The sequence below is a fragment of the Litoreibacter albidus genome (genome assembly GCF_900107015.1).
Taxonomy (GTDB): Bacteria; Pseudomonadota; Alphaproteobacteria; order Rhodobacterales; family Rhodobacteraceae; genus Litoreibacter; species Litoreibacter albidus.
In genome coordinates this window covers 886,181-912,706 of record NZ_FNOI01000001.1, presented here as the reverse complement: position 1 = coordinate 912,706, position 26,526 = coordinate 886,181, and the positions used below count along the sequence as shown (strand labels likewise).

Below are 26,526 nucleotides of genomic sequence, written 5' to 3'. Positions count from 1 at the left end.
GCGAGGATCACGAGAATGGGTAAAGGTATTGGGGCAGGGATAGCATCCGGCGGTTTTGTTGGGGCTGTTGTTTTGACCATGTTGTCGCTTTATGCGCCACTTCCACAGGATCGGATCGACGCCGCGCCTAAGCTGGCGGTGCAAACTGCGACGCCGCAAGCCGTAGCACCGACTGACACTGACAGCACTGAGGCGCCGCAGGCGTCCAACGACGCGAAGATCACGGCGACTGATGACGCTGCGCCCGCACGGGCATCAGAACCGAGCGCAACAGTGCAACCAAGCGCGCCAGAGCCGAGCGCTGACGCGACGTTCAACGCGGATAGCCCGACAGCGGAGATTGCAAGCTCCGCCGCGCGGGCGGATGGTTTCGTACCGGACCCCGCGATTGTGCATCCCAAAGATGATGACATCGTCGTGGCGAGCGCCGATCCCGCGCCGCCCCCACTGACACAAGCAGATCGCCCCGCGCCTGCACCCACCGCAGATGCCGCGCCAAGCGTCCCCGCCAGCGCAGATAATGCGTCCCCGAAAGTGACGGCGTCGCAGCTGGAATCGCCGACCGTCATCGGGACGGAGCAGGTCGAAGTTGACACCACTGTCCCCGACGCCCCGTCATTGCCGACAATCACCGCGCCTGATCAGGGCAGCGGGAGCGTCGATATCGCCGCCGCAGATACGCCGATTACGCTGCCAAGCGTCGTTCTTGGGGCGGGGTCCGGTGTGATCACCAACCGCTTGCCAAGCTTGGGGGATGACAATGCGGTTGCGGCACCGGCGCCGGGCGTAACCGGCAGCAACGTTGACCCAGATGAAATGGGCGCATTGCGTGCTTATGGTCAAAGGGTCGAGGGGGCCGAGGGCAAGTCGCTCTTTGGTGTTGTGCTGATTGACAGCGGGGCGGCGGGCATCGCGCGCGCAGACCTGATGAAGTTGTCAGTTCCCGTCACCATCGCGATTGACCCTACGGCGCCAAACGCCACCCAGATTATGCAAGACTACCGCGACGCTGGCATGGAAGTCGTGGCTATCGCAAATGAACTTCCCACGGCGTCGTCGCCCAGCGATGTGGCCGTAGCGGTGGAGGCTTACTTCGACCTGTTGCCGCAGGCGGTGGGTATTATGGACCCGCTGGACGGGCGTATTCAGTCAAACCGCACGTTGCTCCAGCCTGTTCTGGGTGCCATCCGCAGCAGCGGGCATGGGTTGATCACTTATGACCGCGGGCTGAACACAGCCCAGCAGGCGGCGCGGCGCGAGGATATTCCCGCCGCCACGGTGTTCCGCGTGCTGGACGCCGATCTGGAAGAAGCCCCGAAGATTAAACGCTACCTTGACCGCGCGGCGTTCAACGCCAATCGCGACGGATCTGTGGTTGTCGTCGGGCGCAGCTACCCTGAGACGGTGAAGGCCATTGTGGAGTGGGTTCTGGAGAAGAAAGAATCCGGCATCGCCATGGTGCCAGTGTCCGCTGTGATGCTGGCGGATGAGGCCTCTTAAGGCCTCATCACTTAAGATTTCTTAGCTGTTAGAGCCGCGCAGGAACAATCCGGCCTCTTTGGCGGCCATGCGCAGCGCCTTCGATTTATTCACGGTTTCCTCAAACTCGGCTTCGGGATCGCTGTCAAAGACAACGCCGCCACCGGCTTGGACATAGAGCTTGCTGTCTTTCACCACACCCGTACGCAGGGCGATGCAGATATCCATGTCGCCATTGGCCGAAAAGTAGCCGCAGCCGCCGCCGTAGACGCCGCGCTTTTCCGGTTCCAACTCGTCGATGATTTCCATCGCCCGCACCTTGGGTGCGCCGGAGACAGTGCCCGCAGGGAGGCCCGACAGCAACGCAGATAGCGCGTCTTGGTCGTCGGCCAGCTCCCCCGTGACGTTGGAGACGATGTGCATGACGTGGCTGTAGCGCTCGATGATAAACTTTTCGGTCGGCTTCACGGTGCCGATTTTCGAGACCTTGCCGGTGTCATTACGGCCCAGATCAAGCAGCATCAGGTGTTCGGCCAATTCTTTCTTATCGCTTAACAAGTCCTCTTCAAGCGCGCGGTCCTCTTCAGGGGTCGCGCCACGCTTACGGGTGCCTGCGATCGGTCTGATCGTGACCTCGCGCCCGAAGACGCGGACCAGAATTTCAGGGCTGGCACCGACGATCTGGAAGTCCCCCATGTTGAAGTAGAACATGAAGGGGGACGGGTTTGTGCGGCGCAACGCACGGTAGAGCGAGAACGGTGGCAGCGGGAAATCCTGCGTCCAACGCTGCGACGGCACCACTTGGAAGATATCGCCCGCGCGGATGTAGTCCTTGGCCTTTTCCACGGCGTCCAGATAGCCTTCGTGGGTGAAGTTTGAGACGGGCGCCGTGTCCGGCACCTCTTCACCAAGGTCACGCGCATCGGTGGGCACGGCGCGGTCCAGATCGCGCACGGCGTCCATCACGCGCTCCGCCGCTTGGGCGTAGGCTGCGCGCGCTGTCAGGCCAGCGGTGGCCCACGCGGGGCTGACCACGATGACTTCGCCTTTGACGCCGTCAACGACTACCACGACGGACGGGCGCTGCATCACCGCGTCAGGCAATCCCAAAGGGTCGGGGTTCACATTCGGCAGATGCTCCACCAGCCGGATCATGTCGTAGCCCAAATAGCCGAACAGGCCGGCAGAGGCGGCGGGCAGGCCTTCGGGTAGATCAATCCGGCTCTCGGCCAGCACCTCGCGCAGCGCGGTCAGCGGGTCACTTTCACACGGCTCGAACGCGTCGGGGTCAAAACGGGCGGAGCGGTTAAGCTCACTCGTGTCGCCGTGGCACCGCCAGATCAAATCCGGCTTCATGCCGATGATCGAGTAGCGCCCGCGAACTTCGCCGCCCGTCACCGATTCCAGCACAAAGCTGTCTGGCTGCGCCGCGGTGAGCTTCAGCATCAAGGAAACGGGCGTGTCCAGATCAGCGGCGAGCCGCGTGTAGACCACCTGATTTTCGCCAGCATCGAAGCGCTTGGCGAAGTCGTCGTATTCGGGAAACAGCGCCATTTGGTTACCGCATGCTCGCGTTGACGGCGTTCACGGCCACCTGATCAAGGCTCAACCCGTGACGTGCTTGCACCGCTTGGCCATAGAGTTCAAAGACGTCGGCGGCCATTGCGGCGCTGCCTTGCTCTGACAGTTGGGAGAGGAAGTTTTGCGCCTCCTCGGCCTCCAGATCAGCGGCGGAGATGTCGATCAGCTTCACCAAGATCGCGCCTTCGTCGGCGGGGACGATGGCTGTCTCGTTGGCGGCCTCCATATCGAATACGGTGACCAGCAAAGCGACGGGCATGTTCTCTACGAATTCGGTGCGGCCACGGTCTGCCTCCGTGCGGGCGTCGAGGCCCAGATCTTCCATGGTCGCGCCTTCGGCCAGTTTGGTTTGAAACTCTTCACCCAGCTCTGTCAGGCGGCGCTTTGTCTCGGCGGCGTCCCATGCGGCGACAACCTCGGCGCGGATGTCATCCAATGGGGGCAGGGTTGGGGCTATGATTTCGTCCAGACGTGCCGCAAAGATACCACCGTCCGACAACTCACGCGCTTCGGGGAAGTCGCCTTCGTTCAAAAGCAACGCTTCCTCACGGAAGTTGTCGTAGCCTGCGATGCCGTCTTCAGCGCCGTCGAAGAAATCGATCTGCGCGAACTCCAGCTCTGTGTCGTTGCCCAACTCTTCCAGCGTCGCACCGCCTGCCAGCATATCGTCGATTTCGTCCAGACGGTCTTGCACCGCGCGGCGGGCTTGGTCTGCGGAGGCTTGCTCCACCAACTCGTCGCGAACGTCTTCAAAGGCAATCTGACGGGCTTCAAGCACCGCGTTGACGCGGTAAAGTGCAGGGCCAAGCGAGGTCTCAACCGGCGCGGTAATGCCTGGCTCTGTCAGGGCGAAAACGGCGTCCGCAATTGCGCTGTCCAGATCATCGCGAGCGACTTCGCCTTGGTCCACGTCTTCCAACGTCAGGCCACGCTCTGTCACCAGATCGTCGAATGTTGTCTCATCGGCGTCGATTGCGGCTTTAGCGGCATTCGCGGCTTCCGCGTCGACGAACCCCAAACGTTCAATCAAGCGGCGCTCCGGCTGGTTGAACTCTTCGGAGCGTTCGCTGTAGAGCGCGCGCAGCTCGTCCTCGTTTGGGGTGATGTCGCCAACCAGCATGTCAGGTGTCAGCCATGCGTAGCTGATCTTGCGGATTTCTGGTGTTTCAAACTGGCCTGCGTTTTCCTTGTGAAACGCCACCAGCTGTTCTTCGGTCGGTGTCGCGTTCGGCGTGGTTAATTGATCAGCGCCCAAATTCGCCCAGCGGAACGACCGACGTTGGCCAAGATAGCCGTAAAGTGTTTCAGCGTAGGACGGGTTTAGCGTCAGGCCGCCAGTGACCGATTGTTCCAGCAGTTGGCGCGCAGCGGTGCGGCGCAGGTCGGCCTCGAACGCGGCGGGGCGCAGGTTGCTGCCTTCCAGCGCGAATTCATAGGCGTCGCGGTCAAATGCACCGGACGGGCCTTGGAATGCGGGCACTTGTTGGAGCTGGCGGCGGACTTCTTCGTTGCCAACGGAAAGACCCATCACGCGGGCCTCTTCGGTCAGTGCGGAGGCGGCGGCGATGCGTTCGCGGACCCGTACGTCCAGACCTTCTTGCAAGGCGGTTTGCATGGAGACAGGTTGCTGGCGGCGGCGCGACTCGAAGTTGAGTTCCTGCTGCAAGCCGTTTTGGTATTCCTGCACGGTGATTGGCGTTTCGCCAACGCTGCCGATGGTGGTGATATTGCCGCCCAGACCGCCGGAGCCGAAGCCCGCCAACCCCGCAACCAACAGAAGCAAAATGCCCCACACCGCATAGCGCGATACGCTAGATTTGCCTGACTTGGCCATGTCTCACCTTCCTAGAAGAAAACCAGTTGGAACCTGTTAAACCGTTGCCCCCAAAGGGGCAAGCGGATCAGAGGGTTTCCATACGATCAAAAAGCTGTGCGATGCCAGCCGCATCAATATTCGCAAATGCGATCCGTATAGACCGCGCGCCGGACGCGTCGCCCTCGGGCACGAACATCGTGCCGGGCAAGCATAAAACACCGATGTCATGCACCATGCGTTGGGCCAAAGCATCCGACGGCTCGTCGAACGGGTGGGTCATATAGGCGAAATATGCGCCGTTGCCTTGCAACACCCAGCCCTTGGCGGCGAGCTTGGGGAAATTCTGGGTGATTGCCGCACGGCGCGCCAGTATCTCCGCGCGTTGCTCCGCCAGCCAGTCGCCAAGGTTTTGCAGCCCCCAGAGGGCCGCCCGTTGGCCCAACTGGTTGGGGCAAATGGTGACGGTGTCGAGAAACTTCTCCGCCTCGGCCATGCGCGCGACGGATGTCACCATCGCGCCCACGCGGTGGCCCGTCAGCCGATACGCCTTGGAGAAGGAGTAGAGCTGGACAAGGGTGTCGTCCCATCCATCGCGGGTAAACAAGTCATGCGGCGCGCCGCACCGGCTGTCGAAGTCGCGGTAGGTCTCGTCCAGCACCAGCGCGATGTCGCGCGATTTGCACAGGTCATAGAAGGCGCCGATCAACTCGGACGGGTATTCCACGCCGCCCGGATTGTTGGGCGATACCAGCGTGATAGCGCGGGTCTTTGATGTGATAAGCGCTGCTGCGGCTTCAACCGACGGGAGCAAGTCGGTACCTGTTTTTAGGGGCACCGCAGCGATACCGCTCATATCCAGCCACATCTTGTGGTTGAAATACCAAGGTGTTGGTAAAATCACCTCGTCGCCAGGTGCGCAAAGCGTGGACATGATCGCCGCGAAGGCCTGATTACAGCCCGAAGTGATAGCGACCTGATCCGCAGCGATTTCGCCGCCGTAAGCGGCGCACCACTGCGTGGCGACCTCCGCACGCAGGTCTGGAAGGCCCAGCACCGGCCCGTAAAGGTGGCTCGCGTCGTCCTCCAGCACAAATTGCGCCATTGCGGCGCGCAAGGGGGCAGGCGGCGGGTCGACAGGTGCGGCCTGCGAGACGTTGATTAACGGGCGGTCCGGCGCAAACTCCACGCCCTCGATCCAGCGCCGTGCCTCCATAACAGGCGGTTCGGAAGTCGCAGCCATATTCGGATTGAGACGCATAGTTTATCCTGCCCTGAGCAAAGGTGGTGTCTGCCGCGAGTTACTCGCCGCGGTAGGGCTTCACGTATTGCATGGCCATATCCCACGGGAAGAAAATCCACGTATCTTGGGAGACCTCTGTGATGAAGGTATCGACCTGCGAGCGCCCCTTAGGCTTGGCATAGACCGTTGCGAAATGCGCCTTGGGATAAAGGCTGCGCACGATCTCAAGGGTTTTGCCGCTGTCGACCAGATCGTCGATGATCAGGATGCCGGTGCCGTCGCCCATGAGCGTATCGTCGGGACGTTTCAGAACCGCCGCTTCGGACTGGGTCTGGTTGTCGTAGGACTTGACCGAGATCGTATCGACCGTGCGGATATCCAACTCGCGGGCCGCGATCATCGCGGGGGCCATGCCGCCACGGGTGATGGCAACGACCGCACGCCACGCACCGTCGTCAGGCCCGTGCCCGTCAAGCCGCCATGCCAAGGCCCTGCTGTCGCGGTGGATTTGATCCCAGCTGATGTGAAAGCCTTTTTCGTGTGGCAGGCGGTCGGTCATTTTAGGCTCCATTAAGTGGCGGCGATTTTTACGCCAAGAAGGGCAAGAAGGCCGCCGAAACAGCGGTCCAAGCGGGATTTAAGGCCAAGATAGGCTTTGCGGCTGCGATCAAAGGAAAACAGCCGTGCAACGATGGTATTCCATATGACCTCATTCGCGAAGACCACGGCGAGGATCGCGCCGTAAATCCACGCAGGCGCGGTTTGTGGCACGGTGCCTAGGAAGATCGCACTGAACAAGATGGCGGGCTTTGGATTGGCGAGTTGGGTGATCATGCCGAGGCGGAAGGCCGACAGATCGCTGCGGGGCAGGGTGACGGCCTCGGCGGCGTCGAGCGGCGTGTCCGCGCTACGCCACATCAGCCAGCCCATGCGCACCAGATAAAGCCCGCCCAAAATCTTGAGCGCCCAAAGCAGGGCGGGCGCGGCCTCGAACACCAAAGCCAGCCCGAACAACGCGGCAGCGGCCCAGATCACGGCGCTGACGCCAAGACCCAACGCCACAAATACCCCCGCGCGCATGCCCTGCAAGACGCCGACCCGCGCTGACATCAACACCGAAGGGCCGGGGCTGATGGCGGCGAACAGGTGCAGCAGCCAGATTGCAAGAAATGCGGACAGGGTCATCTAGGCATCACTTCTCGATGTCAGGCGCATCCACGGCCTTCATGCCAACGACATGGTAGCCCGCGTCCACGTGGTGGACTTCACCCGTCACTGCGGAGCTAAGGTCCGACAGAAGGTAGAGCGCGGATTTGCCCACTTCTTCTTGTGTCACGGTGCGGCGCAGCGGCGAGTTGTACTCGTTCCACTTCATAATGTAGCGGAAGTCGCCGATGCCGGATGCGGCCAGCGTTTTGATGGTGCCCGCCGAAATCGCGTTCACGCGGATGTCCTGCTTGCCCAGATCTTCGGCCATATACTTGACCGAGGCTTCCAGTGCGGCCTTGGCAACGCCCATGACGTTGTAGTGCGGCATGACTTTCTCTGCACCGTAGTAGGTGAGCGTCAGGAGCGAGCCGCCGTTGGTCATCATCTTCTCTGCGCGCTGCGCTACGGCTGTGAAGGAATAGACAGATATATCCATCGACATACGGAAGTTGTCGGGGCTGGTGTCTACATAGCGGCCGCGCAATTCGTTCTTGTCGGAGAACCCGATGGCGTGGACCACGAAGTCCAGCGTGCCCCAGTCTTCCTTCAAGGTTTCGAAAAGTGCGTCGATCGACGCGCCGTCACCAACGTCGCAAGGCAGCACATGCTTGGCCCCGATGCTGTCAGCCAAGGGTCGAACCCGTTTCAGCAATGCGTCGCCCTGATAGGAGAACGCAATCTCCGCACCTTGGTCCGCACAGGCTTTCGCAATTCCCCAAGCGATGGACTTGTCGTTTGCCACCCCCATAATCAGACCGCGTTTGCCTGCCATTAATCCATTTGACATCTTGTCCCCCAAGGCCACTTCTTGTTTTAATTAGCTCGGTTTATGCCAAAGCAATCGCTGCCACAAGTCACGCTGCACCAACGTATGAGATCACATTACGCCTGCCCATGATTGCCGAGACCTGTAATTTTTTTGCCAATTGGTAAAAAAAGCACGTGACGTAACTGTTGAGCCAAGAAAAACTGGGCAATAAGGGGGACGCAAAACGAGTGGGACAGTGCAGATGACAGACAGAGCAGGAATATTCGCGGGCGAAGACCCGTTTGAGATTTCCAGACAATGGTTGGCAGAGGCCGAGAAAACGGAACCGAATGATCCGAACGCCATCGCCTTGGCGACGGTCGACAGCGATGGCATGCCGAATGCGCGGATGGTTCTCTTGAAAGATATCGAGGACGACGCTTTCGTCTTCTATACTAACTACGAGAGTGCCAAGGCCCGCGAAATCGACAGCAGCCAGACGGCGGCCTTCGTCATGCACTGGAAGTCATTGCGTCGCCAGATTCGCGTGCGCGGCACAGTCACACGCGAAAACGGCCCAAAGGCGGACGAGTATTATCAATCCCGCTCGCTCAAAAGCCGCTTGGGCGCATGGGCATCTAAACAATCGCAGCCTTTGTCGTCACGCGGCGCGTTGATGGCGGAAGTCGCAAAAGTAACTGCATTGAAAGGCTTACAGCCTGATCGGCCGCCATTTTGGGGTGGTTTCAGAATTACGCCCGTAGAGATCGAGTTCTGGGCAGACGGTGCTGCGCGCCTTCATGACCGTTTTCGGTGGACACGCGCGGCCGAAAATGAGACTTGGGTTCTCACAAGGCTAAGCCCGTAACTTAGCCAAACGTAACGATAATTTACGTACACGTAAGCTTTGAGGGCAGGAAACCCTTACCTATCTTGAAACCTCACAATGTGAGATCGTGGAGACCAATAGTAGTTAGGGGTACTCCATGGGTAGTCTTGGAGGCGTTGATAAATTTGACGCAATATGGATGACGCAAAACAATGAAGTAGCCGACACGACACTGTTCGTGACTGGTCAAGTAAAATGGTTCGACGCGGTTAAGGGCTTCGGTTTTGTTGTCGCGGACGACGGCGGCCCCGACATCTTGCTCCATGCCAATGTTCTGCGGAACTTTGGCCAAGGCTCTGTTGCGGACGCGAGCAAAGTAGAGCTGCGGGTACAGGAAACCGAACGCGGGCTGCAAGCGATCGAAGTGCTGACAATTTCCCCACCAGTTTTGGATGGCGACGAGGAGGGCGCGGTCAAGATCACTGCGAACCTACAAGAGGTCGCCTTGATCCCTGCGCGGGTGAAATGGTTTGACAAGGGCAAGGGCTTCGGCTTTGCCAATTCCTATGGATCAAGCGAAGACATCTTTTTGCACATCGAAGTTCTTCACCGGTGCGGCCTTGCCGACCTTCTGGCGGGGGAGGCTGTTTGCCTGCGCGTCGTCGAAGGTGAGCGCGGCAAGATGGCTGCAGAAGTTCAGGCATGGGATTATGCCGTCAACCACAGCTAAGCGCTGTGCGATCGGGCTCTGCGCTGGTTTTCTAAGCGCGAGCGCCGGCCATGCCGACACCTGCACGCCAGACCGCGTCAGCGTCAAAGGTAACTTTGGATCTATAACCTTTCGGGTAGAGATCGCCGACGATGCGCGAGAGCGCGCGTTGGGCTTGATGAACCGCGAGAGCTTGGCAAAACTGTCCGGCATGTTGTTCGTCTACGACAAACCACAGCCATTGTCGTTCTGGATGCGAAACACGCTGATTCCCCTCGACATCATCTTCGTCGATCAGGCGGGCAAGATTGCCAAAATTCACGCCGATGCGATTCCATTGGACGAATCTCCGCTCTATGGCGGCCCCGAATTGACCCATGTTTTGGAAATTAATGGCGGTCTGGCCAAAGAATTTGGCATCTCAGAGGGCGATATTCTTAGACATTCGACGTTTAATCAAAATGAAGCGCATTGGCCCTGCGGTTAGGGCTTTTCAATCCCGATTACTGGCGTTAGGAAGCGCACAAGATAGTCGGGGCGTGGCGCAGCCTGGTAGCGCACCTGTTTTGGGTACAGGGGGTCGGAGGTTCGAATCCTCTCGCCCCGACCATCTTTAACCACCGCAACGCGGTGGCACCAAACCCTCCCATACCAAATGATAGACAAGTCCGAGAAACAAGCGCTTCACGCTCTTACGCGACGAATCTGTGGCGTTGGTCCGGTTGTGTGAAGGGTGGCATATTGGCCATAGGCGGCACTTTTCCTACATGTAGCCTGAATCGCCTAGATTTTACGCAAGATGTAGTTGTCGGCGAGTGGTGCGCTGTGGATAAGCCTGTGGATAGTTCACTTAACCCTACAGCTTGATGATGTAACCCGCCCGATTGCCTTGGTTTTTCCGTTTGGACCACCTGTGCACTAAATCCGTACACCAAGAAGTCGGGAATCGGGGCGCATCTGAGCGACATCCGGTCAACCAAATTTTGTACGGAATTTCGCTAAAAAATCCGTTGACCAAACCCGTCCAGATACGTCAGTTAGTACAAGCCGACGCATAAGCCACCACATATAGTGGCGCGCAGATACGGCACGATGGGGACTACTCACACAGCAGCGTTAATCGCGCGCACCCTTGCCACGGCAGGGGACGGATGAAGCTTTGTCGAAAACGAACATCACGACCCGCATGAGGCAGGTCACACAGATATTAGCACGCGCACTCATTGCGCCTGGGATTCGGGGAAAAGACGAATGAAGATCGACCGCAAGCTTACGAAAGCCGGACAAGACGCCTACGCGGCGCTGGAATTCACCACGACTATGTCCGAGATTCGCAACCCTGACGGGACGATCGTCTTCAAGCTCGACAACGTGGAAGTACCTGCCACGTGGAGCCAGGTCGCCTCCGACGTGATCGCGCAGAAATACTTCCGCAAAGCAGGCGTTCCTGCGGCGACCAAACGCGTGAAAGAGAAAGGCGTGCCAGAGTTCCTGTGGCGCTCCGTGCCCGATGAAGCCGCTTTGAACAAATTGCCCGAAGATCAGCGCTTTAGCGGTGAGACCTCGTCCAAGCAGGTGTTCGACCGCTTGGCCGGTGCGTGGTGTTACTGGGGCTGGAAAGGTGGCTACTTCACCACCGAGGCCGACGCGTCTGCATATTTCGACGAAATGCGCGTGATGTTGGCCAAACAGATGGCCGCGCCGAACTCCCCGCAGTGGTTCAACACCGGCCTGCACTGGGCCTACGGGATCGACGGTCCGGCCCAAGGCCACCACTACGTTGACTACAAAACCGGCGTTCTGACGAAATCCACCTCGTCCTACGAGCACCCGCAGCCACACGCCTGCTTTATCCAGTCGGTTTCCGATGATCTGGTGAACGACGGCGGCATCATGGACCTGTGGGTCCGCGAAGCCCGTCTGTTCAAATACGGCTCCGGCACGGGCACCAACTTCTCCTCGTTGCGTGCAGCCGGAGAGAGCCTGTCAGGCGGCGGCAAGTCCTCTGGGCTTATGGGGTTCCTGAAGATCGGTGACCGCGCTGCTGGTGCGATCAAATCGGGCGGCACAACACGCCGCGCGGCGAAGATGGTCATCGTTGATGCGGATCACCCTGATATCGAGGAATTCATCAACTGGAAGGTTCTTGAAGAGCAAAAAGTGGCGTCCATCGTTGCAGGCTCCAAGATGCACGAGCAGAAACTGAACGTGATCTTCCAAGCGATCAAGGGCTGGGACGGCAAGATCGAAGACGCCGTTGATCCAAAAACCAACGATCAGTTGAAAGAGGCGATCCGCGACGCCAAGAAAGTTGCGATCCCAGAAACCTACGTCAAACGCGTGCTGGATTACGCGCGCCAAGGCTACACATCCATCGAGTTCCCCGTCTACGACACGGATTGGGACTCGGAAGCCTACAACTCTGTCTCCGGCCAGAACTCCAATAACTCCATCCGCGTCACGGACGCCTTCCTGAAGGCCGTTGAGGCCGATGCGGATTGGGATCTGATCAACCGCAAAGACAACAAAGTCAGCAAAACCATCAAAGCCCGCGACCTGTGGGAGCAAGTGGGCCATGCGGCCTGGGCCTGCGCGGATCCGGGCATCCAGTACCACGACACCGTTAACGCGTGGCACACATGCCCCGAAGACGGCGAAATCCGCGGCTCCAACCCGTGCTCCGAATACATGTTCTTGGATGACACCGCCTGTAACCTCGCGTCGATGAACCTGCTGACCTACCAAAAAGGCCGCAAGTTCGATGCGGAGCTTTACATGCACGCCAGCCGTCTTTGGACACTGACACTGGAAATCTCCGTCACCATGGCGCAGTTCCCGTCCAAGGAAATCGCGCAACGTTCTTATGACTTCCGCACGTTGGGTCTGGGCTATGCGAACATCGGCGGCTTGCTGATGAACATGGGGTACGGCTACGACAGTAAAGAGGGCCGCGCGATGTGTGGCGCCCTGACGGCGCTGATGACGGGCGTGGCTTACGCAACCTCCGCCGAGATCGCCAAAGAGTTGGGCCCGTTCCCGGGCTACGCTAAAAACTCCAAGCATATGCTCAAGGTTATCCGTAATCACCGCAGTGCGGCGCACGGCAACGAGGAAGGCTACGAGAAGCTGGACATCAAGCCGCTGGCGCTGGACCACGCCAACTGTCCTGACCAAGACCTGATCGGCCTTGCGATGGCCGCATGGGACGAAGCACTGGAGCTGGGCGAGAAGCACGGCTACCGCAACGCGCAATCCACCGTGATTGCGCCGACCGGCACCATTGGTCTGGTCATGGACTGCGACACCACAGGGATCGAGCCTGACTTCGCGCTGGTGAAGTTCAAGAAGCTGGCCGGTGGCGGTTACTTCAAGATCATCAACCGTGGTGTGACAGGGGCGCTGGAAAACCTCGGCTACGCCAGCAATCAGATCGAAGAGATCGTGTCTTACGCAGTGGGTCACGGCACCATCGGCAACGCCCCTGGCATCAACCACACCTCGCTTGTTGGTCACGGGTTCGGCGAGGCCGAGTTGGCCAAGATCGAAGCCGCGCTGCCATCCGCGTTCGACATCCGCTTTGTGTTCAACCAGTGGACCTTGGGCGAAGAATTTTGCACAGGCACGTTGGGCATCCCAGCTGCCGAGCTGAACAACCCAAGCTTCGACATGCTGCGCCACCTTGGCTTCAGCAAAGAGCAGATCGAGGCCGCCAACGACCACGTATGCGGGACGATGACGCTGGAAAACGCGCCGCACCTGAAAGAAGAGCACTACAAAGTGTTCGACTGCGCCAACCCGTGCGGTAAGAAAGGCAAGCGTTTCTTGTCCGTCGACAGCCACATCTACATGATGGCAGCGGCGCAATCGTTCATCTCCGGCGCGATCTCCAAGACGATCAACATGCCGAACGACGCCAACATCGAGGACTGCCAGAAAGCGTATGAGCTGTCTTGGTCCTTGGGCATCAAGGCGAACGCGCTCTACCGTGACGGCTCCAAGCTGTCGCAACCTCTGGCCGCTGCACTGGTCGAGGATGACGACGAAGCCGCCGAGATTTTGGAAAGCGGCTCCAACGAGGAGAAGGCAGCAGTCTTGGCCGAGAAGGTGATCGAAAAGATCATCATCCGCGAGGTCGAGAAAGCCACCGCGCGCACCAAGATGCCGGAGCGCCGCAAGGGCTACACCCAAAAGGCCGTCGTTGGCGGGCACAAGGTGTACCTGCGCACGGGCGAGTACCAAGACGGGCAGCTGGGCGAAATCTTCATCGACATGCACAAAGAAGGTGCAGGCTTCCGCGCCATGATGAACAACTTCGCCATCGCGGTGTCCGTTGGTCTGCAATACGGCGTGCCGCTGGAGGAGTTCGTGGACGCCTTCACCTTCACCAAGTTCGAGCCAGCAGGCATGGTTCAGGGCAACGACAGCATCAAGAACGCCACGTCGATCCTTGACTACATCTTCCGCGAATTGGCCGTGTCCTATCTGGACCGCACCGATCTGGCCCACGTGAAGCCAACGGGCGCCACATTCGACGACCTTGGTCGCGGCGAGGAAGAGGGCCTGCAAAACATCGACAACCTGTCGGAGACAGCAGCGTCGAAATCTTTGGAAGTGCTCAAGCAGATCAGCTCCACCGGTTACCTGCGCAAGCGCGTGCCGCAAGAGCTGAAGGTTCTGCAAGGTGGCATGGCGGCGATGGGCGGCACCACATTGGGCGCGGTCAGTGATCCGGTCACCGCGTTGCAGACGCTGGTGCCAGAGACCTCCGCGTCGACCACAGCAATGGCAAGCGGCTCGCTGTCGCTGGACGCGCGCAGCAAGGCCAAAATGCAAGGCTACGAGGGCGAGGCCTGCGGCGAGTGCGGCAACTACACGTTGGTGCGCAACGGCACCTGCATGAAGTGCAACACCTGCGGCGGCACATCGGGCTGTAGCTAAACAAGATACCGGCGCTGCCCCTGCGGGGCGGCGCTCGGGTTCCGGGGCGGGTGCGCTCGCCCCTGACGCAGATCAGGCCGCAGGCAAAAAAACTAGAGCGGTATAATTACGAGCCTGATCAGTGAACCTCGGCCCCTTCTTTGGAAGGGGCCTTTTTCTTTGTCGGACGCCTCAAGCCGCATTTCACCCCAAATGTTCAACTTCCTGCCGAAACCGCGCATCGCGCTAGGAAGGTTCCCGCCGAAGCAGCGCGCGGTTCCTTTTTCGGCGATCTGACGCCTGCGAAAATGAACGCGAGCGGCAGGTAGCTGCCTGATTTAGGGGAATTAATCGAAGTGGCTGCCATCCCGACATCGTCCGGTGCATCACTCTTCTCGAGATCACCAACGCGGTGGCTCGGTCCTGATACGGGCCAAACCTTGAAACGACTAAATGGAGAGAGTTCTATGAAAACCGCTCTTATTGCACTGACAACAGCAACTGTAATGGGCACAGCAATGGCATCCGCCGCTGTCGCAGACTTGGACACAGACGGCGACGGCGTTGTGTCCTTCACAGAGATGCTGGCAGTGTACCCAACCCTGTCTGAAGAAGGCTTTGGCGCAGTCGACACCAATGGTGACGGCGTGGTCGACGAGGAAGAGCTGACCGCAGCAACAGAAGGCGGCCTGATCCCAGAGGCCTAATATAATTCCCCCACCATGCGCTGCCTGTGCGTGGTGGGGCGGACCTGCGCCCCCGCCTTGATCCGATCTGCCTCGGGTGGCGGGGGCGTGGGGTTTTATTCGTTGCCGCGCGATAGGGCGGCGATACCGGTGCGGGCTTGCTCAACCAAGCCGAGCGGGCGCATGAGTTCCGCGAAGGCATCAATCTTTTCCGAATGCCCCGTCATCTCAAAGATGAAGCTTTCAAGAGTGCTATCCACCACATTGGCACGGAAGATTTCAGCCAACCGCAAGGCCTCGATCCGGTCGTTGCCTGTGCCTTTGACCTTGAACAACGCCAATTCGCGCTCCACGCTGGCGCCTTCCTCTGTCAAATCATGCACGTCGTAGACAGGGACCATGCGCTCCAGCTGCGCCTTGATTTGCGTGATCACGGCGGGCGTGCCCGTGGTCACAACCGTGATGCGGGAGCGGTGACCTTCGTGGTCCACCTCCGCCACGGTCAGGCTTTCGATGTTGTAGCCGCGCCCCGAGAACAGCCCGATGACACGGGCCAGCACACCGGCTTCATTGGAGACGACGCAGGCCAGCGTGTGACGCTCGATATAATCCGCATTGGGGTCTTTGAGGTCATAGGCCGAGTGCTTGGATGAGCCTTTTTTGAGTTTCAGCGGGGGCATGGCGGTCTCTCTTTCTTCTTCTATCGTATGTCGATCACAGGGGTGCCGGACTTGGCCGGATACCCTGCGGATGTGAGCAATGTCAGTCGCAAGGGGTCTTGCGCTTGTTTGTCTAGGCAGATGCTTACGGGCTTTATCACCACCGGCGCACCTTCGATTTGGGTCTGGCCCGCGAAATGCAAAACCTGCGCGTCGCCATCTGAATTTGTGGCCGTCACGGTGTAGCTTTCGCCCAAAGGTTCCACACACACTTCGGCGGCTTGGGTGAAGCGCAACTCCTGCTGGTAGACGTCCTTATTCAAGTCGAAGTCCGGCACGATCGCCGGGGGCAGGGCGGCTGCGAAGAGGGAGGTGAGCCACTCGAGCATCAGTCGTCACGTTCCGTTTTGGCAAGTCGGCGCGCGATGCGATCTTTCATGTTGTCCCAAAACTGTCGCTGGGCCTCGCGGCGTCCGCCGACCTCTTGGAAATGGGACAGACGCTTTTCGCTTATCTCGCGACGCTCGGCGGCGTTGTGGCTAAACCCGACTTTTGACTTAGTGCGTTCCAGAACCCGTGCGTCTTCCTCCGTTGTTTCAAGATCATCCACGCTAACTTTGAGTTTTCGACGTATTCTGCGCGATTGCAGCGCCTTTAGCGCAGGAACCGCTTTGCGCGCGGATTTATCATTGTTCATTGCGTCGCGTTTGCGCCCGTTGGCATTGTCTCGCGCCTTTTTGAGGCGCGGATCACGGGCAGTTTTATCGGGGCCGGATGCCATTGGCTTACACCAGCACCGCGCCTGTCGCACCGATGGCGTCCTCACCGGTGTCGTCGCCCATCAGCATCTGGTTATGTGCGGCACCAGATGGGATCATCGGATAGCAGTTCTCGTGCTTCTCAACGCCGCAATCGAAGACCACGGGACCGTCAAACTCGATCATTTCCATGATCGCGTCGTCCAGATCACTTGGGTCGGTGCATTTGATGCCTTTAGCTCCAAAAGCTTGTGCCAGAACCACGAAGTCGGGCAGGGCCTCGGACCAAGAATGGCTGTAGCGGTTACCGTGCAGCAATTGCTGCCACTGGCGAACCATGCCCAAGCGCTCGTTGTTCAGGATGAACTGCTTGATCGGCAGGTTATACTGCCGCGCGGTGCCCATTTCCTGCATGTTCATCAGCCATGACGCCTCGCCCGCCACGTTGATGACCAACGCATCGGGATGCGCCACCTGAACCCCAACGGAGGCGGGCAGGCCGTAACCCATCGTGCCCAAGCCGCCGGAGGTCATCCAGTGGTTCGGATCCTCAAAGCCGAGATACTGCGCCGCCCACATCTGGTGCTGGCCCACTTCGGTCGTGATGAAGCGGTCCTTGCGATGTTTGGTCAACGCCTCAAGACGTTGCAAGGCGTATTGCGGTTTGATGATCGTGTCAGAGTTTTTGTATTCCAAGCAACGCTTTGTGCGCCACTCTTCAATCTGTTTTGTCCACTTGGCCAGACCTTCCTTGTTGGTCTTGCGGCCGCGCGACTTCCAGACCCGCAGCAGGTCTTCCAGCACATGAGCCACGTCGCCGATGATCGGCACGTCGACGTGGATGATCTTGTTGATGGAGGACGCGTCGATGTCGATGTGCGCCTTCTTCGAGCCGGGAGAGAACGCATCCACACGGCCCGTGATCCGGTCATCAAACCGCGCGCCAATGTTGATCATCAAATCACAGCCGTGCATCGCCATGTTGGCCTCATAAAGGCCGTGCATGCCCAGCATGCCCAACCACTGCGGGCTGGACGCGGGGTAGGCGCCAAGCCCCATAAGCGTAGATGTCACCGGAAAGCCGGTGTCTTTCGCCAACTCGCGCAGCAGCGCTGTTGCACTGTCGCCGGAGTTGATGACACCGCCGCCCGTATAAAGGATCGGGCGTTGCGCGGTTTCCATCATCTCCACCAGTTCGGTGATCCGCGTGATGTCGCCCTTCACCTTGGGCGCGTAATGCTGGGTACGCGCTTCTTTCTTGGGCGTGTAGGTGCCTTTCGCGAATTGCACGTCCTTCGGGATGTCGATCAGCACCGGACCCGGACGTCCGCTGGTGGCGACGTGGAAGGCTTGGTGGATGACGTCAGACAGCTCGTCCGTGTCTTTCACCAGCCAGTTGTGCTTGGAGCAGGGTCGGGTGATGCCAACGGTATCAGCCTCTTGAAACGCATCGTTACCGATCATGAAGGTCGGCACCTGTCCGGTCAGAACAATCATCGGGATGCTGTCCATCAAGGCGTCGGTCATGCCGGTCACGGCATTGGTTGCACCAGGGCCGGAGGTCACCAGCACAACGCCGGGCTTGCCGGTGGAGCGAGCATACCCCTCTGCCGCGTGGGTCGCGCCTTGCTCGTGGCGCACCAGAATGTGCTTGATCTTGGATTGCTGGAAAATTTCGTCATAGATCGGTAGCACGGCGCCACCGGGGTATCCGAATACTGTGTCCACGCCTTGATCAATCAAAGCCTGAACCACCATCTCCGCGCCGGTCATTTTCTTGTTCGCCATCGTGCTGTCCTTACTACTTTCGTCTTTTCATCTGCTCACAAAAAAGCCCCCGTTTTTTGACGGGGGCGCATGGTTCCAAATATGGAGTGTCGTTACCGACCCATGCACCGTTTGACTAGAATGACGACTACATCGGCCATGCCGGTGCTCCTTCGTGAGTGTCTGGGGACATTACCAGTCGATTCAGGGGGGTCAACAGTCAATCGTTTGTATTTTGTGTCCTGATATGCATTTTTCTTGTATTTTTGTTGCGCATAATGCCGATTTGGCGACAGGAAGCGAAAATAGAGGCCCTGAAATGGCTGGTTTTATGCTTCTACGGCCTTGGGTACAGGTCTGACGCGGCTATGAGGGGCTTGCGTTTTTCTCTTTGCCGTGGCCCACAAGTTCCAACAGAACAGTGAAAGAGGGCGACATGGCCAAAACACGCATGATCCACGAGTTCGGCATGGGAACATCCCTGCGCCGTCGCGACTATACGGAGGCTGCAGCCCGCGCCATCCGCGACGCGCTTTGGCACAACTCCGTCAGCATCGCAGAAGCGTTCGGCTTCGAGAAATCTGATATGATTATAGATGTGGAGATCGGTGCGCAGGACCCTGACGCGGTGGATACTGCCGGCTTGATGGGGATTTTTCCATACGGTCAGCCCTCAATCACGGTGAAGAAGGGCGGCTTGGACATCCCAAAGCCCGACGGCACAGGTGTGACGGTCGTGGTGAACGCGGCTGTGATGGTCAGCTTTGACATGGAGGCCGCGTGATGGAGCACCGCATTATTCTAGAGATGGGGACGGGCAACGACTTGTACGGGCTGGATTACACCAAAGCCGCAAAACGGGCCATTCAGGACGCGCTGCATCATTCATCTATCGTGATGTTCAAATCGCTGGGGATCGCGCACACCGACATGCGGGTGCAGGTTACCATTGGCGTGCAGAAGCCGGAGCTTCTGGACATCTCGGCGCTCACCGCCGAACTGCCACGCGGCAAGGCCGAAGTGACTGGGGTTGTTGGCGGCTTGGATGTGCATGACGCAGACAATGATCAGACCCATGTCATTGCCACTGCCGCGATCGAAGCCTTCGTGCCGATCGACGCCGCCAAGTGGAAACTGTCGGACCGCACTTGAGCCTCACTGGTATGCCAGTTAGGGTTTCGTTATACATCGCCAACGGAGAGTTATATTATGCCCACCCCCAAACCCGTCGCGGGACAGATCCTTGCGCCCATGTCATTCCCAAAGCACGGCGGTGGCGAGATCACCGTGGGCGGCCCCAAGGAAAATTGGACGTTGTTCATCGTCTACCGTGGCAAGCATTGTCCGCGCTGTAAGAAGTACCTGAACATCCTGAACGGGATGCGGGGTCAATGGGCCGACGCTGGCTTCGATATCGCAGTGGTTTCCGCTGACACCGCAGAAAAGGCCGCCGCCGATATGGGCGAATTCAGATGGGGTTTTGATCTGGGCTACGGGCTGACAGAGACGCAGATGGAGACGCTTGGCCTCTATGTCACTGAGCCGCTGTCGGGTGCCGAAACAGACCGCCGCTTTGCGGAACCGGGTACATTTGTGATCCGGCCGGACGGGTCCATGTTGCTTATTGCGATCTCCAACGGTCCGTCCGCACGGCCCGAGTTGTCGGAGCTTCTGGACGGTATGATCTTCACCAAAGAAAATGACCGTCCCCCCCGCGGTACGGTTTAGGGGACGGTCACACTCGTTAACATACTATCTCGCGCACCGCCCAACCTCGGGCGGTGCGATTATTTCTAGGTCAGCGCACGGCGCAGCCTTGGCAGGCGTTGCAGGATCACCACGTCAAGCGTGAGCACCGCCAACAGCACCAAACCTGCCATCGGGAACGCCATGGAGACGAACAGCCCGACTAGCACGGCCCCTTGCCACAAAGGCAGCTCTTTAGGCATGGGCGGCGCGGAAATCCGACCTGCCTTGGTGGGACGGCGTTTCCACCACATCACGACAGCACTGACGCAGAGGAAAATCACCGACAGGCAGACCAGCGTGTTGGCCAGAACGCTCCACAGGCCCAGCGTGCCCGTATGTAGCGCAACGCCGACGGCCATGGCTTTGCCGCCCCACGTGTAGTCTTCGTATTTCACATCGGCCAGAATTTTACCGCTGTGCTGATCGACGTGGACCGTGCGGTCCGACATCGGGTCGGTGCTGTCGGTGTTCATAGAGTCACGGCTCAAAGTCCAGACGCCCGTGTCGCCATTCGGAACGTTCAACTGATAACGCGCATCGAAACCGATCTGGCGGGCGAGGGCGTCGATACTGTCAATCGTCACCATCTCACCCATCACGCCATCGGTCCCTGCGTCACTACCGGACGCGGGCATTGGGGTTTGCTCCAAGGCCCAAGGCACTTCACGGCGCGCGTGGTTCATGCTGGCGTGGATGTCATCTGACAAAGGAACGCTATCCCACTTCTCGGCGGGGAACTGGCTCCACGCTTGCACGAACTTGCCGCCCCAAATACCTGCCCAAGACAAGCCGCTGATCAAGAAGAGCACGAGGAACATAGACACCCAAATACCAACAACGCCGTGCAAGGACTTCCACATGGACCGCCCGTTGCCAAATCTGGGGATCAGCGCGCTGCGCCAGCCGGTGGTCCGGGGCCACCACATGTAAAGCCCTGTTGCAATCAGCACGAGTGTCAGGGACGCGGCGGCCTCCAAAATGCGGTCGCCGGTGACCCCCAACATTAGATCACTGTGGATACCGTCGAAGAAGTCATACCAGCCAGTGCGGCGCGGGAATACCTCGACTACGGTGGCGGTGTAGGGATCGACCGCGACCATCGTGGCCTCCCCATCGTGGTCTACCCTGAACAGCGCGGCAACGTCATCGGTGCGTGGGGCCACGTATTGCTTCAACGCCCCGTTCGGGATGGCAGCGACGGCTGCGGCGGCCTGCGCAGAGACGGCAGTGACGGTATCTTGCGCCATCACGGCTGTGCGTTCTCCGTCGCGGCCATCTACCCAAGCGATCCACAGCATGGACATGCCGGTGACCGCGAGGATTGTCAGAAACGGAATGACGAATAGGCCCGCATAGAAGTGCCAGCGCCATGCGGCGAAGTAGAGTTTATTAGCGCCGCCCTCGGGCTGCGCATCGGTGGTAAGGTCTGTCATGAGTTGGCTCCAAGCCATTATGCCTGCCACAAATGTTGCGCAGGGCGTTGATCTATACGTGTGAGGAAAAGATCAAACGGCGGGTGGAGCGCGGCTTAGGCTGGACGGATCAAGCGGGCGGGCGTTGTGCAACCGCTTCGCGACGAATTCTAACGTTGTGGTTCGTGTTGTGACGGCTTTCGGCGCGCCGTGATCCATTGAGGGCAAGATGACCGAGCCGATCAGGTGGCAGGTCTCGCATTTGGCAAGGTTGATCGTGCCGGAGCTGTCCGCACCGCTACACAGGTCCGTCAAGCTGCCACCGTTGTCCACGTAGGTCTGCAATTCCGGCGACAGCGTCGTGGGGATAGACGTATGCGCAAACCCAACAGCCGCAAACGCCACAAGAAGGGCAAATGTGGTGAGTAATCTACCGAAAAGGGCCAGTTGGAATCGCATGGCGATACCCTTAGGTCAAATATTTCGCGTGCGCTAGAACCGCTGTTCTAAAATTCCACGCCGGTCCCTTGCAGCACCCCGTGCTCCATCGCGTAGCGCGTGAGGCCAGCGGTGGAGCTGATGCCGAGCTTGCGTTTCACGTTCTTGCGGTGGGTCTCGACGGTGTGGACGGAGATGTCGAGTTCCGCCGCGACTTCCTTGTTGGATTTGCCCTGCGCCAGTTGCAGCAAGATCGTTTGCTCACGGGCCGTCAGCGACTCGCGGCCATCACCAGTTGTGGGCGCCAGCGATGCGGTGGCCCCGCGGCACAAGAAGGTATCGCCGCGCATCACGGTCTGGATGGCGTCGTGGATGGTTTCGGTCGGCACGTCTTTCAGCAGATAGCCGCGCGCACCGTGGGCCATCGCGGTGGAGACGTATTCCTGCGCGTCGTGCATCGACAGGATAAGGATGCGTGTGTCGGGGTTTTGCTCCAACAGGATTTCTGTCGCTGACAGTCCCCCCAGCTGGGGCATGTTAAGGTCCATCAGGATCACGTCAGGGCTAAGCTCTTTCACGCGATCCACAATCTCCTGACCGTTGCTCAGCGTCGCCACCACGTCGATGTCGTCGTAGCTTTCCAGAATGGCACTTATCCCATCCGCAACCATTGGGTGATCGTCGACGATTACAACTTTGATGGCGGTGGTCATGCGGATTTCCTTGGGTTGATGGGCGCAGATTTGCCAGTCGTGACGGGGGAGAGCAAGTGCGTCAACGGCACTGAGGCCTCAATGAGTGTGCCTGTCTCGCCGGAGATGACTCGCAGCGTGCCTTTGAGTTGGGCGATGCGTTCTTGCATGTTGCGCAGGCCCAGCCCGCCAACGCCCTTGCGGGGGGCCTCGCCAATAATGCCAGTGCCGTTGTCCTCGACGCGCATCGTGGCCCCGTTGCGGTGGCCGAAAATCTCAATGGAGACATGGCTGGCCTTGGCGTGACGCTCCACATTGGTAAGCGCCTCTTGCGCGATACGGTAGAGCGCAATCTTCGCGTCCTTATCCAGCAAGTTCCGAAAGACCACGGTTTTGAATTCCGTCTCAATGCCAGTTCTGCGGGAGAACTCGTCGATCAGCGACTTTAGCGCAGGTCCAAGGCCCAAGTCATCCAGCACGCCCGGACGCAGGTCGGAGGATATGCGCCGGACTTCGTGGATGGCCTCGGTCAGCCCGTCGATGCCCTTGTCGAGGCTTTCTGACGCGCGTGGCTCACCGCCCATGACGCGCTTGCGCGCCAATTCCAGCGTGTAGCGCACACCGATGAGGATTTGGCTGATGCTGTCGTGCAATTCACGGGCGACGCGGCCGCGCTCCTCCTCTTGGGTGTCGATAATGCGCTCCGTAAGGGCGCGAAGTTTGGCATCGGCCAAGCGGCGCTCGTGAAGGTTCAGCAGCAGCCCCGCCACAAACACAGCGAACAGTGCCAGAATAGTGATGAGGACGATATAGATGAAGGTCTTCTGGATGCGGGCTTGGGTTTCGGCCTCTGCGGCGGCGACGGTGCTTAGCACGTCGTCGATAAAAATCCCCGTGCCAAGCGCCCACTTCCAGTCCTGTAAACCAATAACGTAGACCACCATGCGCGCGGTTTCATCGGTGGAGGGTTTGGCCCAGTCGTAGGCGTGGTAGCCGCCGCCGGAACGCGCCGTCTCAATAATGGTATCCACTACCGAGACGCCGTTCACGTCGCTTAGCCCGCTCCAGTTCTTGCCGATCAGGAAGGTCTGGCGGGGGGAGACGAGGTTATTGCCGTCGTAATCGTAGACAAAGAAAAAACCGTCCTGCCCGTAGATCATCGCACTCAGGGTTTGGGTGACCAGTAGCTTGGACGCGTCATCATCGGGCGCCGCGTTGCCGTAGGTGGAGCCGATGGCAGTGCGTGCTAGCGAAAGGTAGTTCTTCAGCTCAGCGCGCTTGGCCTCGATCAACTGGGACTCCAACTCGCGGATTTCACGTTCAGCCAGCTGGCGTGACTGCGCGGTGACGACAACCGCAATCGCAGCGACGGCCAGCACAAGGGGTAGCGCGGTCAGCAAGAACACCTTCTGGCGGTAGGTCAGCCGAAGACGGGACCGAAAACTGTTCCAGCGATTGCGCATGAGCAAGCCGCTCCTCCTTCGGGCGGCGCGGTTAGGATGCGTCACGTCTTATGGGGCGTCAATGCGCTGGCTTACCTGTGGCAATGACATTTGTGAAAAATTTTTCACCGTCTACCCAGCAACGGGTATTTAGCTTCCCGATAACCATGCGTAAGGTCGCGACACTTGAAACGATCTGTCGAGTCACAGGTAGACCTGCGACTTGAAGAAACCTTTGGGAGGAGACACCTATGGATCGTCGTTCTTTTTTGAAAACATCCGCACTTGGCGGTACCGCAGCAGCAGCCACAACGGCGCTTGCAGCACCAGCCTATGCGCAGGGCAAACGTACCCTGACTATGGTTACTACGTGGGGCCGTGGCCTTGCTGGCGTTTTTGACGCAGCACAACACGCCGCCGACAGCATCACAGCGATGTCTGACGGCAACCTGACAGTTGACGTTAAAGCCGCAGGGGAACTGGTTGGCGCGTTCGAAGTCTTCGACGCTGTAACATCCGGCCAAGCTGACATGTACCACGGCGCAGACTACTACTTCGTAGGTCAGCACCCAGGTTACGCCTTCTTCACATCCGTGCCGTTCGGCATGACCGCGCAAGAGCTGTCCAACTGGTACTACCACGGCAACGGCGCAGCGCTGCACGATGAGCTGGGCGAAATCTTCGGCCTGAAATCCTTCCTCGGTGGTAACACGGGCGCGCAGTCCGGTGGCTGGTTCCGTAAGGAAATCAACGGTCCAGAAGACTTCAACGGCCTGAAATTCCGTATGCCAGGTCTGGGCGGTAAAGCCTTGGGTAAACTGGGCGCATCCGTGCAAAACCTGCCAGGTTCCGAAGTGTACCAAGCGCTGGCCTCCGGCGCGATTGACGGCACAGAATGGATCGGCCCATGGGCTGACGAGAAAGCCGGTTTCCAAGAGATCACCAAGACATACTACACAGCCGGTTTCCACGAGCCAGGTGCTGGTCTGTCGATCGCTACAAACCGCGAAGTCTTCGAGTCGCTGTCGCCAGCACACCAGAAGATCATCGAGATCGCTTCCGCAGAGTCCCACCAGTGGAACCTCGCACAGTTCCTCAACAACAACGGTGCTGCATTGCTGCGCCTGCAGTCCGCTGGCGTGAAAACGCTGGAATTCCCGGACAGCGTTTGGGACGCATTCGGCAAGGCTTCCGACGAAGTCCACTCTGAAAACATGGGCGACGATCTCTACAAGAAGATCCACGACGACTACCAAGCGTCGATGAAGGCATCTTCCGCATGGATCCAGAAATCCGAAAGCGCGTACCGTGGTCAGCGCGACCGCGTGAACGGCTAAGATCAGCTAGGCCCGCTAGGGCGCTGATTTAAGACAGTTTTCGGCCTTTCCCAATTAGGGAGGGGCCGGAGCATCCATCTAAACCGCCATGGGGAGTGTGGCGGAGTTCGAGACATCGGGGGGCACAATATGCTAGACGCAATCGTCTGGTTCTTCACCAATATCGCTATGTCATTCTACAACCTTGCCTATGCGATCACGCATCCGGGCCAGTGGTTGTCTTGGGTGCCCTACATCAATCAATCCCTGCCCACGACAGAGCACAAGCAAGCCCTGATGCGCTTTATCTACTACGGCGCGTCGGCTGAGTTCTTCTTTGTGGTGTTCACCAGTTTCCTTGTCCTCTTGGCCATAGGGTTCTGGCGCAACAGTTTCATGTGGGCCTGCGTGCGCGCGTTTGAGGGCTTCGCCAATCTGGTTGGCCGTGTCGCCGCATGGGCGGGTCTGATCATGGTCCTGCAGCAAATCGTTATCATCTTCATGCAGCGTATTTTCGCGCGGGCGGAAATTTCCGTGGGGTTCGGGATGAGCTTCACTAAGGACGTGAGCTGGTGGGCGGAGGAGCTGAAGCTCTACAACGCGCTCGTCGTGGCGCTTTGCGTGACCTACACCTTCGTTCAAGGCGGCCATGTGCGCGTTGACCTCGTGTACTCCGCCGTCAGCTACCGCACCAAGAAGACCATCGACATGGTGGGCAGCATCATCTTCATGATGCCGGTCGCGGTCCTGACATGGCTTTACGGCTGGTTCTTCATGTGGCGCCATCTCGTGGTGCCGAACCCGTCCGCATCGGACGCGCTGGACAAGCTGATGCTGAAGTCCCGCGCGCTGCGCTGGAACATCGAGACGATCGGCTTTTCGCCCAACGGGTTCAATGCCTACTTCCTGTTCAAAATCCTGCTGTGCACATTCACCGCCATGGTGTTCCTGCACGCGATCTCCTTCTTCATGCGCTCCTATCTGGAACGCAAAGAGGGGCCAGAGAGCGAAGGCAAATACCTTGATAAAGACCAACTGGGCGACGAAGACGCCGAGCTGGTTGCAAACATACACTAAGG

The 26,526-nt window shown here is 59.0% G+C and carries 25 protein-coding genes and 1 tRNA gene; 12 read left to right on the top strand and 14 right to left on the bottom strand.

Features of this window, described 5'->3' with window-relative positions:
- Window positions 1–15 precede the first annotated feature (15 nt).
- Window positions 16–1,500, top strand: a complete 1,485-nt coding sequence (locus BLW66_RS04510) for a divergent polysaccharide deacetylase family protein (protein ID WP_170833388.1) — start codon at window positions 16–18, stop codon at window positions 1,498–1,500.
- Window positions 1,501–1,521: 21 nt separating this feature from the next.
- On the opposite strand, the gene trpE is transcribed toward BLW66_RS04510, so the two are convergent.
- The 6 genes from trpE to fabI all read right to left on the bottom strand — a co-directional run bounded on the left by trpE (window position 1,522) and on the right by fabI (window position 8,112).
- Entirely contained in the window at window positions 1,522–3,033 is a 1,512-nt protein-coding gene (gene trpE / locus BLW66_RS04505) for an anthranilate synthase component I (RefSeq protein ID WP_089945403.1), read from the bottom strand.
- A 4-nt stretch (window positions 3,034–3,037) separates the two neighbouring features.
- Window positions 3,038–4,894, bottom strand: coding sequence for a peptidylprolyl isomerase (locus tag BLW66_RS04500; protein ID WP_089945401.1), 1,857 nt, complete (start codon window positions 4,892–4,894; stop codon window positions 3,038–3,040).
- A 67-nt stretch (window positions 4,895–4,961) separates the two neighbouring features.
- Complete coding sequence (locus BLW66_RS04495; RefSeq protein WP_244508546.1) at window positions 4,962–6,116, bottom strand: aminotransferase; 1,155 nt, start codon at window positions 6,114–6,116, stop codon at window positions 4,962–4,964.
- Between the two features lie 58 nt (window positions 6,117–6,174).
- Window positions 6,175–6,675, bottom strand: coding sequence for a xanthine phosphoribosyltransferase (gene gpt / locus BLW66_RS04490; RefSeq protein WP_089945398.1), 501 nt, complete (start codon window positions 6,673–6,675; stop codon window positions 6,175–6,177).
- A gap of 11 nt (window positions 6,676–6,686) precedes the next feature.
- Window positions 6,687–7,301 (bottom strand): LysE family translocator, encoded by a 615-nt coding sequence (locus BLW66_RS04485; protein WP_089945396.1) that lies wholly within the window; start codon window positions 7,299–7,301, stop codon window positions 6,687–6,689.
- 7 nt (window positions 7,302–7,308) lie between these two features.
- A complete protein-coding gene (gene fabI / locus BLW66_RS04480; protein ID WP_089945394.1) occupies window positions 7,309–8,112 on the bottom strand; it encodes an enoyl-ACP reductase FabI in 804 nt (267 codons plus the stop codon).
- A 223-nt stretch (window positions 8,113–8,335) separates the two neighbouring features.
- Here fabI and pdxH point away from each other — a divergent pair, with 223 nt between their 5' ends.
- The 6 genes from pdxH to BLW66_RS04450 all read left to right on the top strand — a co-directional run bounded on the left by pdxH (window position 8,336) and on the right by BLW66_RS04450 (window position 15,235).
- Entirely contained in the window at window positions 8,336–8,941 is a 606-nt protein-coding gene (gene pdxH / locus BLW66_RS04475) for a pyridoxamine 5'-phosphate oxidase (RefSeq protein ID WP_089945392.1), read from the top strand.
- Between the two features lie 160 nt (window positions 8,942–9,101).
- Window positions 9,102–9,632 carry a cold-shock protein gene (locus tag BLW66_RS04470; RefSeq protein WP_089945688.1) on the top strand — a complete coding sequence of 177 codons (531 nt, stop codon included), beginning with the start codon at window positions 9,102–9,104 and terminating at the stop codon, window positions 9,630–9,632.
- The gene (locus BLW66_RS18170) at window positions 9,613–10,098 is read left to right on the top strand and encodes a DUF192 domain-containing protein (RefSeq protein ID WP_089945390.1); all 486 of its coding nucleotides are present in this window, start codon (window positions 9,613–9,615) and stop codon (window positions 10,096–10,098) included. Before BLW66_RS04470 ends, BLW66_RS18170 begins: the two co-directional genes overlap by 20 nt.
- A 46-nt stretch (window positions 10,099–10,144) precedes the next feature.
- Window positions 10,145–10,221, top strand: a tRNA-Pro gene (locus BLW66_RS04460).
- A 641-nt stretch (window positions 10,222–10,862) separates the two neighbouring features.
- Window positions 10,863–14,549: a vitamin B12-dependent ribonucleotide reductase gene (locus BLW66_RS04455; RefSeq protein ID WP_089945389.1), complete on the top strand. Its 3,687-nt coding sequence runs from the start codon at window positions 10,863–10,865 to the stop codon at window positions 14,547–14,549.
- Window positions 14,550–14,995: 446 nt separating this feature from the next.
- The gene (locus BLW66_RS04450) at window positions 14,996–15,235 is read left to right on the top strand and encodes an EF-hand domain-containing protein (RefSeq protein WP_089945386.1); all 240 of its coding nucleotides are present in this window, start codon (window positions 14,996–14,998) and stop codon (window positions 15,233–15,235) included.
- Between the two features lie 95 nt (window positions 15,236–15,330).
- Here the strand turns inward: BLW66_RS04450 and ilvN are convergent, their stop codons facing one another.
- The 4 genes from ilvN to BLW66_RS04430 are packed head-to-tail and all read right to left on the bottom strand — an operon-like array spanning window position 15,331 to window position 18,419.
- On the bottom strand, window positions 15,331–15,894 hold the full coding sequence (gene ilvN / locus BLW66_RS04445) for an acetolactate synthase small subunit (RefSeq protein ID WP_089945384.1): 564 nt from the start codon (window positions 15,892–15,894) through the stop codon (window positions 15,331–15,333).
- 20 nt (window positions 15,895–15,914) lie between these two features.
- Window positions 15,915–16,262 (bottom strand): hypothetical protein, encoded by a 348-nt coding sequence (locus BLW66_RS04440; RefSeq protein WP_089945382.1) that lies wholly within the window; start codon window positions 16,260–16,262, stop codon window positions 15,915–15,917.
- Complete coding sequence (locus BLW66_RS04435) at window positions 16,262–16,654, bottom strand: hypothetical protein (RefSeq protein WP_089945380.1); 393 nt, start codon at window positions 16,652–16,654, stop codon at window positions 16,262–16,264. The genes BLW66_RS04440 and BLW66_RS04435 overlap by 1 nt, the downstream gene beginning before the upstream one ends.
- 4 nt (window positions 16,655–16,658) lie before the next feature.
- Window positions 16,659–18,419 (bottom strand): acetolactate synthase 3 large subunit, encoded by a 1,761-nt coding sequence (locus tag BLW66_RS04430; protein WP_089945379.1) that lies wholly within the window; start codon window positions 18,417–18,419, stop codon window positions 16,659–16,661.
- A 415-nt stretch (window positions 18,420–18,834) separates the two neighbouring features.
- On the opposite strand from BLW66_RS04430, the gene BLW66_RS04425 reads away from it, so the two are divergent.
- From BLW66_RS04425 to BLW66_RS04415, 3 genes are read left to right on the top strand one after another with little or no spacing between them, the layout of a single operon-like run.
- Window positions 18,835–19,182, top strand: a complete 348-nt coding sequence (locus BLW66_RS04425) for a Lin0512 family protein (RefSeq protein WP_089945377.1) — start codon at window positions 18,835–18,837, stop codon at window positions 19,180–19,182.
- The gene (locus tag BLW66_RS04420; RefSeq protein WP_089945376.1) at window positions 19,179–19,550 is read left to right on the top strand and encodes a Lin0512 family protein; all 372 of its coding nucleotides are present in this window, start codon (window positions 19,179–19,181) and stop codon (window positions 19,548–19,550) included. The genes BLW66_RS04425 and BLW66_RS04420 overlap by 4 nt, the downstream gene beginning before the upstream one ends.
- 57 nt (window positions 19,551–19,607) lie before the next feature.
- Complete coding sequence (locus BLW66_RS04415; protein ID WP_089945374.1) at window positions 19,608–20,126, top strand: redoxin domain-containing protein; 519 nt, start codon at window positions 19,608–19,610, stop codon at window positions 20,124–20,126.
- A 65-nt stretch (window positions 20,127–20,191) separates the two neighbouring features.
- Here BLW66_RS04415 and BLW66_RS04410 read toward each other — a convergent pair whose 3' ends face one another.
- The 4 genes from BLW66_RS04410 to BLW66_RS04395 form a co-directional block, all read right to left on the bottom strand.
- Complete coding sequence (locus BLW66_RS04410; protein WP_089945372.1) at window positions 20,192–21,580, bottom strand: PepSY-associated TM helix domain-containing protein; 1,389 nt, start codon at window positions 21,578–21,580, stop codon at window positions 20,192–20,194.
- 72 nt (window positions 21,581–21,652) lie between these two features.
- Window positions 21,653–22,018, bottom strand: coding sequence for a hypothetical protein (locus tag BLW66_RS04405; RefSeq protein ID WP_089945370.1), 366 nt, complete (start codon window positions 22,016–22,018; stop codon window positions 21,653–21,655).
- Between the two features lie 47 nt (window positions 22,019–22,065).
- A complete protein-coding gene (locus BLW66_RS04400) occupies window positions 22,066–22,710 on the bottom strand; it encodes a response regulator transcription factor (RefSeq protein WP_089945367.1) in 645 nt (214 codons plus the stop codon).
- The gene (locus BLW66_RS04395) at window positions 22,707–24,152 is read right to left on the bottom strand and encodes a cache domain-containing protein (RefSeq protein WP_089945365.1); all 1,446 of its coding nucleotides are present in this window, start codon (window positions 24,150–24,152) and stop codon (window positions 22,707–22,709) included. Before BLW66_RS04395 ends, BLW66_RS04400 begins: the two co-directional genes overlap by 4 nt.
- A gap of 230 nt (window positions 24,153–24,382) precedes the next feature.
- Here BLW66_RS04395 and BLW66_RS04390 point away from each other — a divergent pair, with 230 nt between their 5' ends.
- A complete protein-coding gene (locus BLW66_RS04390; protein ID WP_089945363.1) occupies window positions 24,383–25,468 on the top strand; it encodes a TRAP transporter substrate-binding protein in 1,086 nt (361 codons plus the stop codon).
- Window positions 25,469–25,597: 129 nt separating this feature from the next.
- On the top strand, window positions 25,598–26,524 hold the full coding sequence (locus tag BLW66_RS04385; RefSeq protein WP_089945362.1) for a TRAP transporter small permease subunit: 927 nt from the start codon (window positions 25,598–25,600) through the stop codon (window positions 26,522–26,524).
- The last annotated feature ends 2 nt before the right edge of the window (window positions 26,525–26,526 follow it).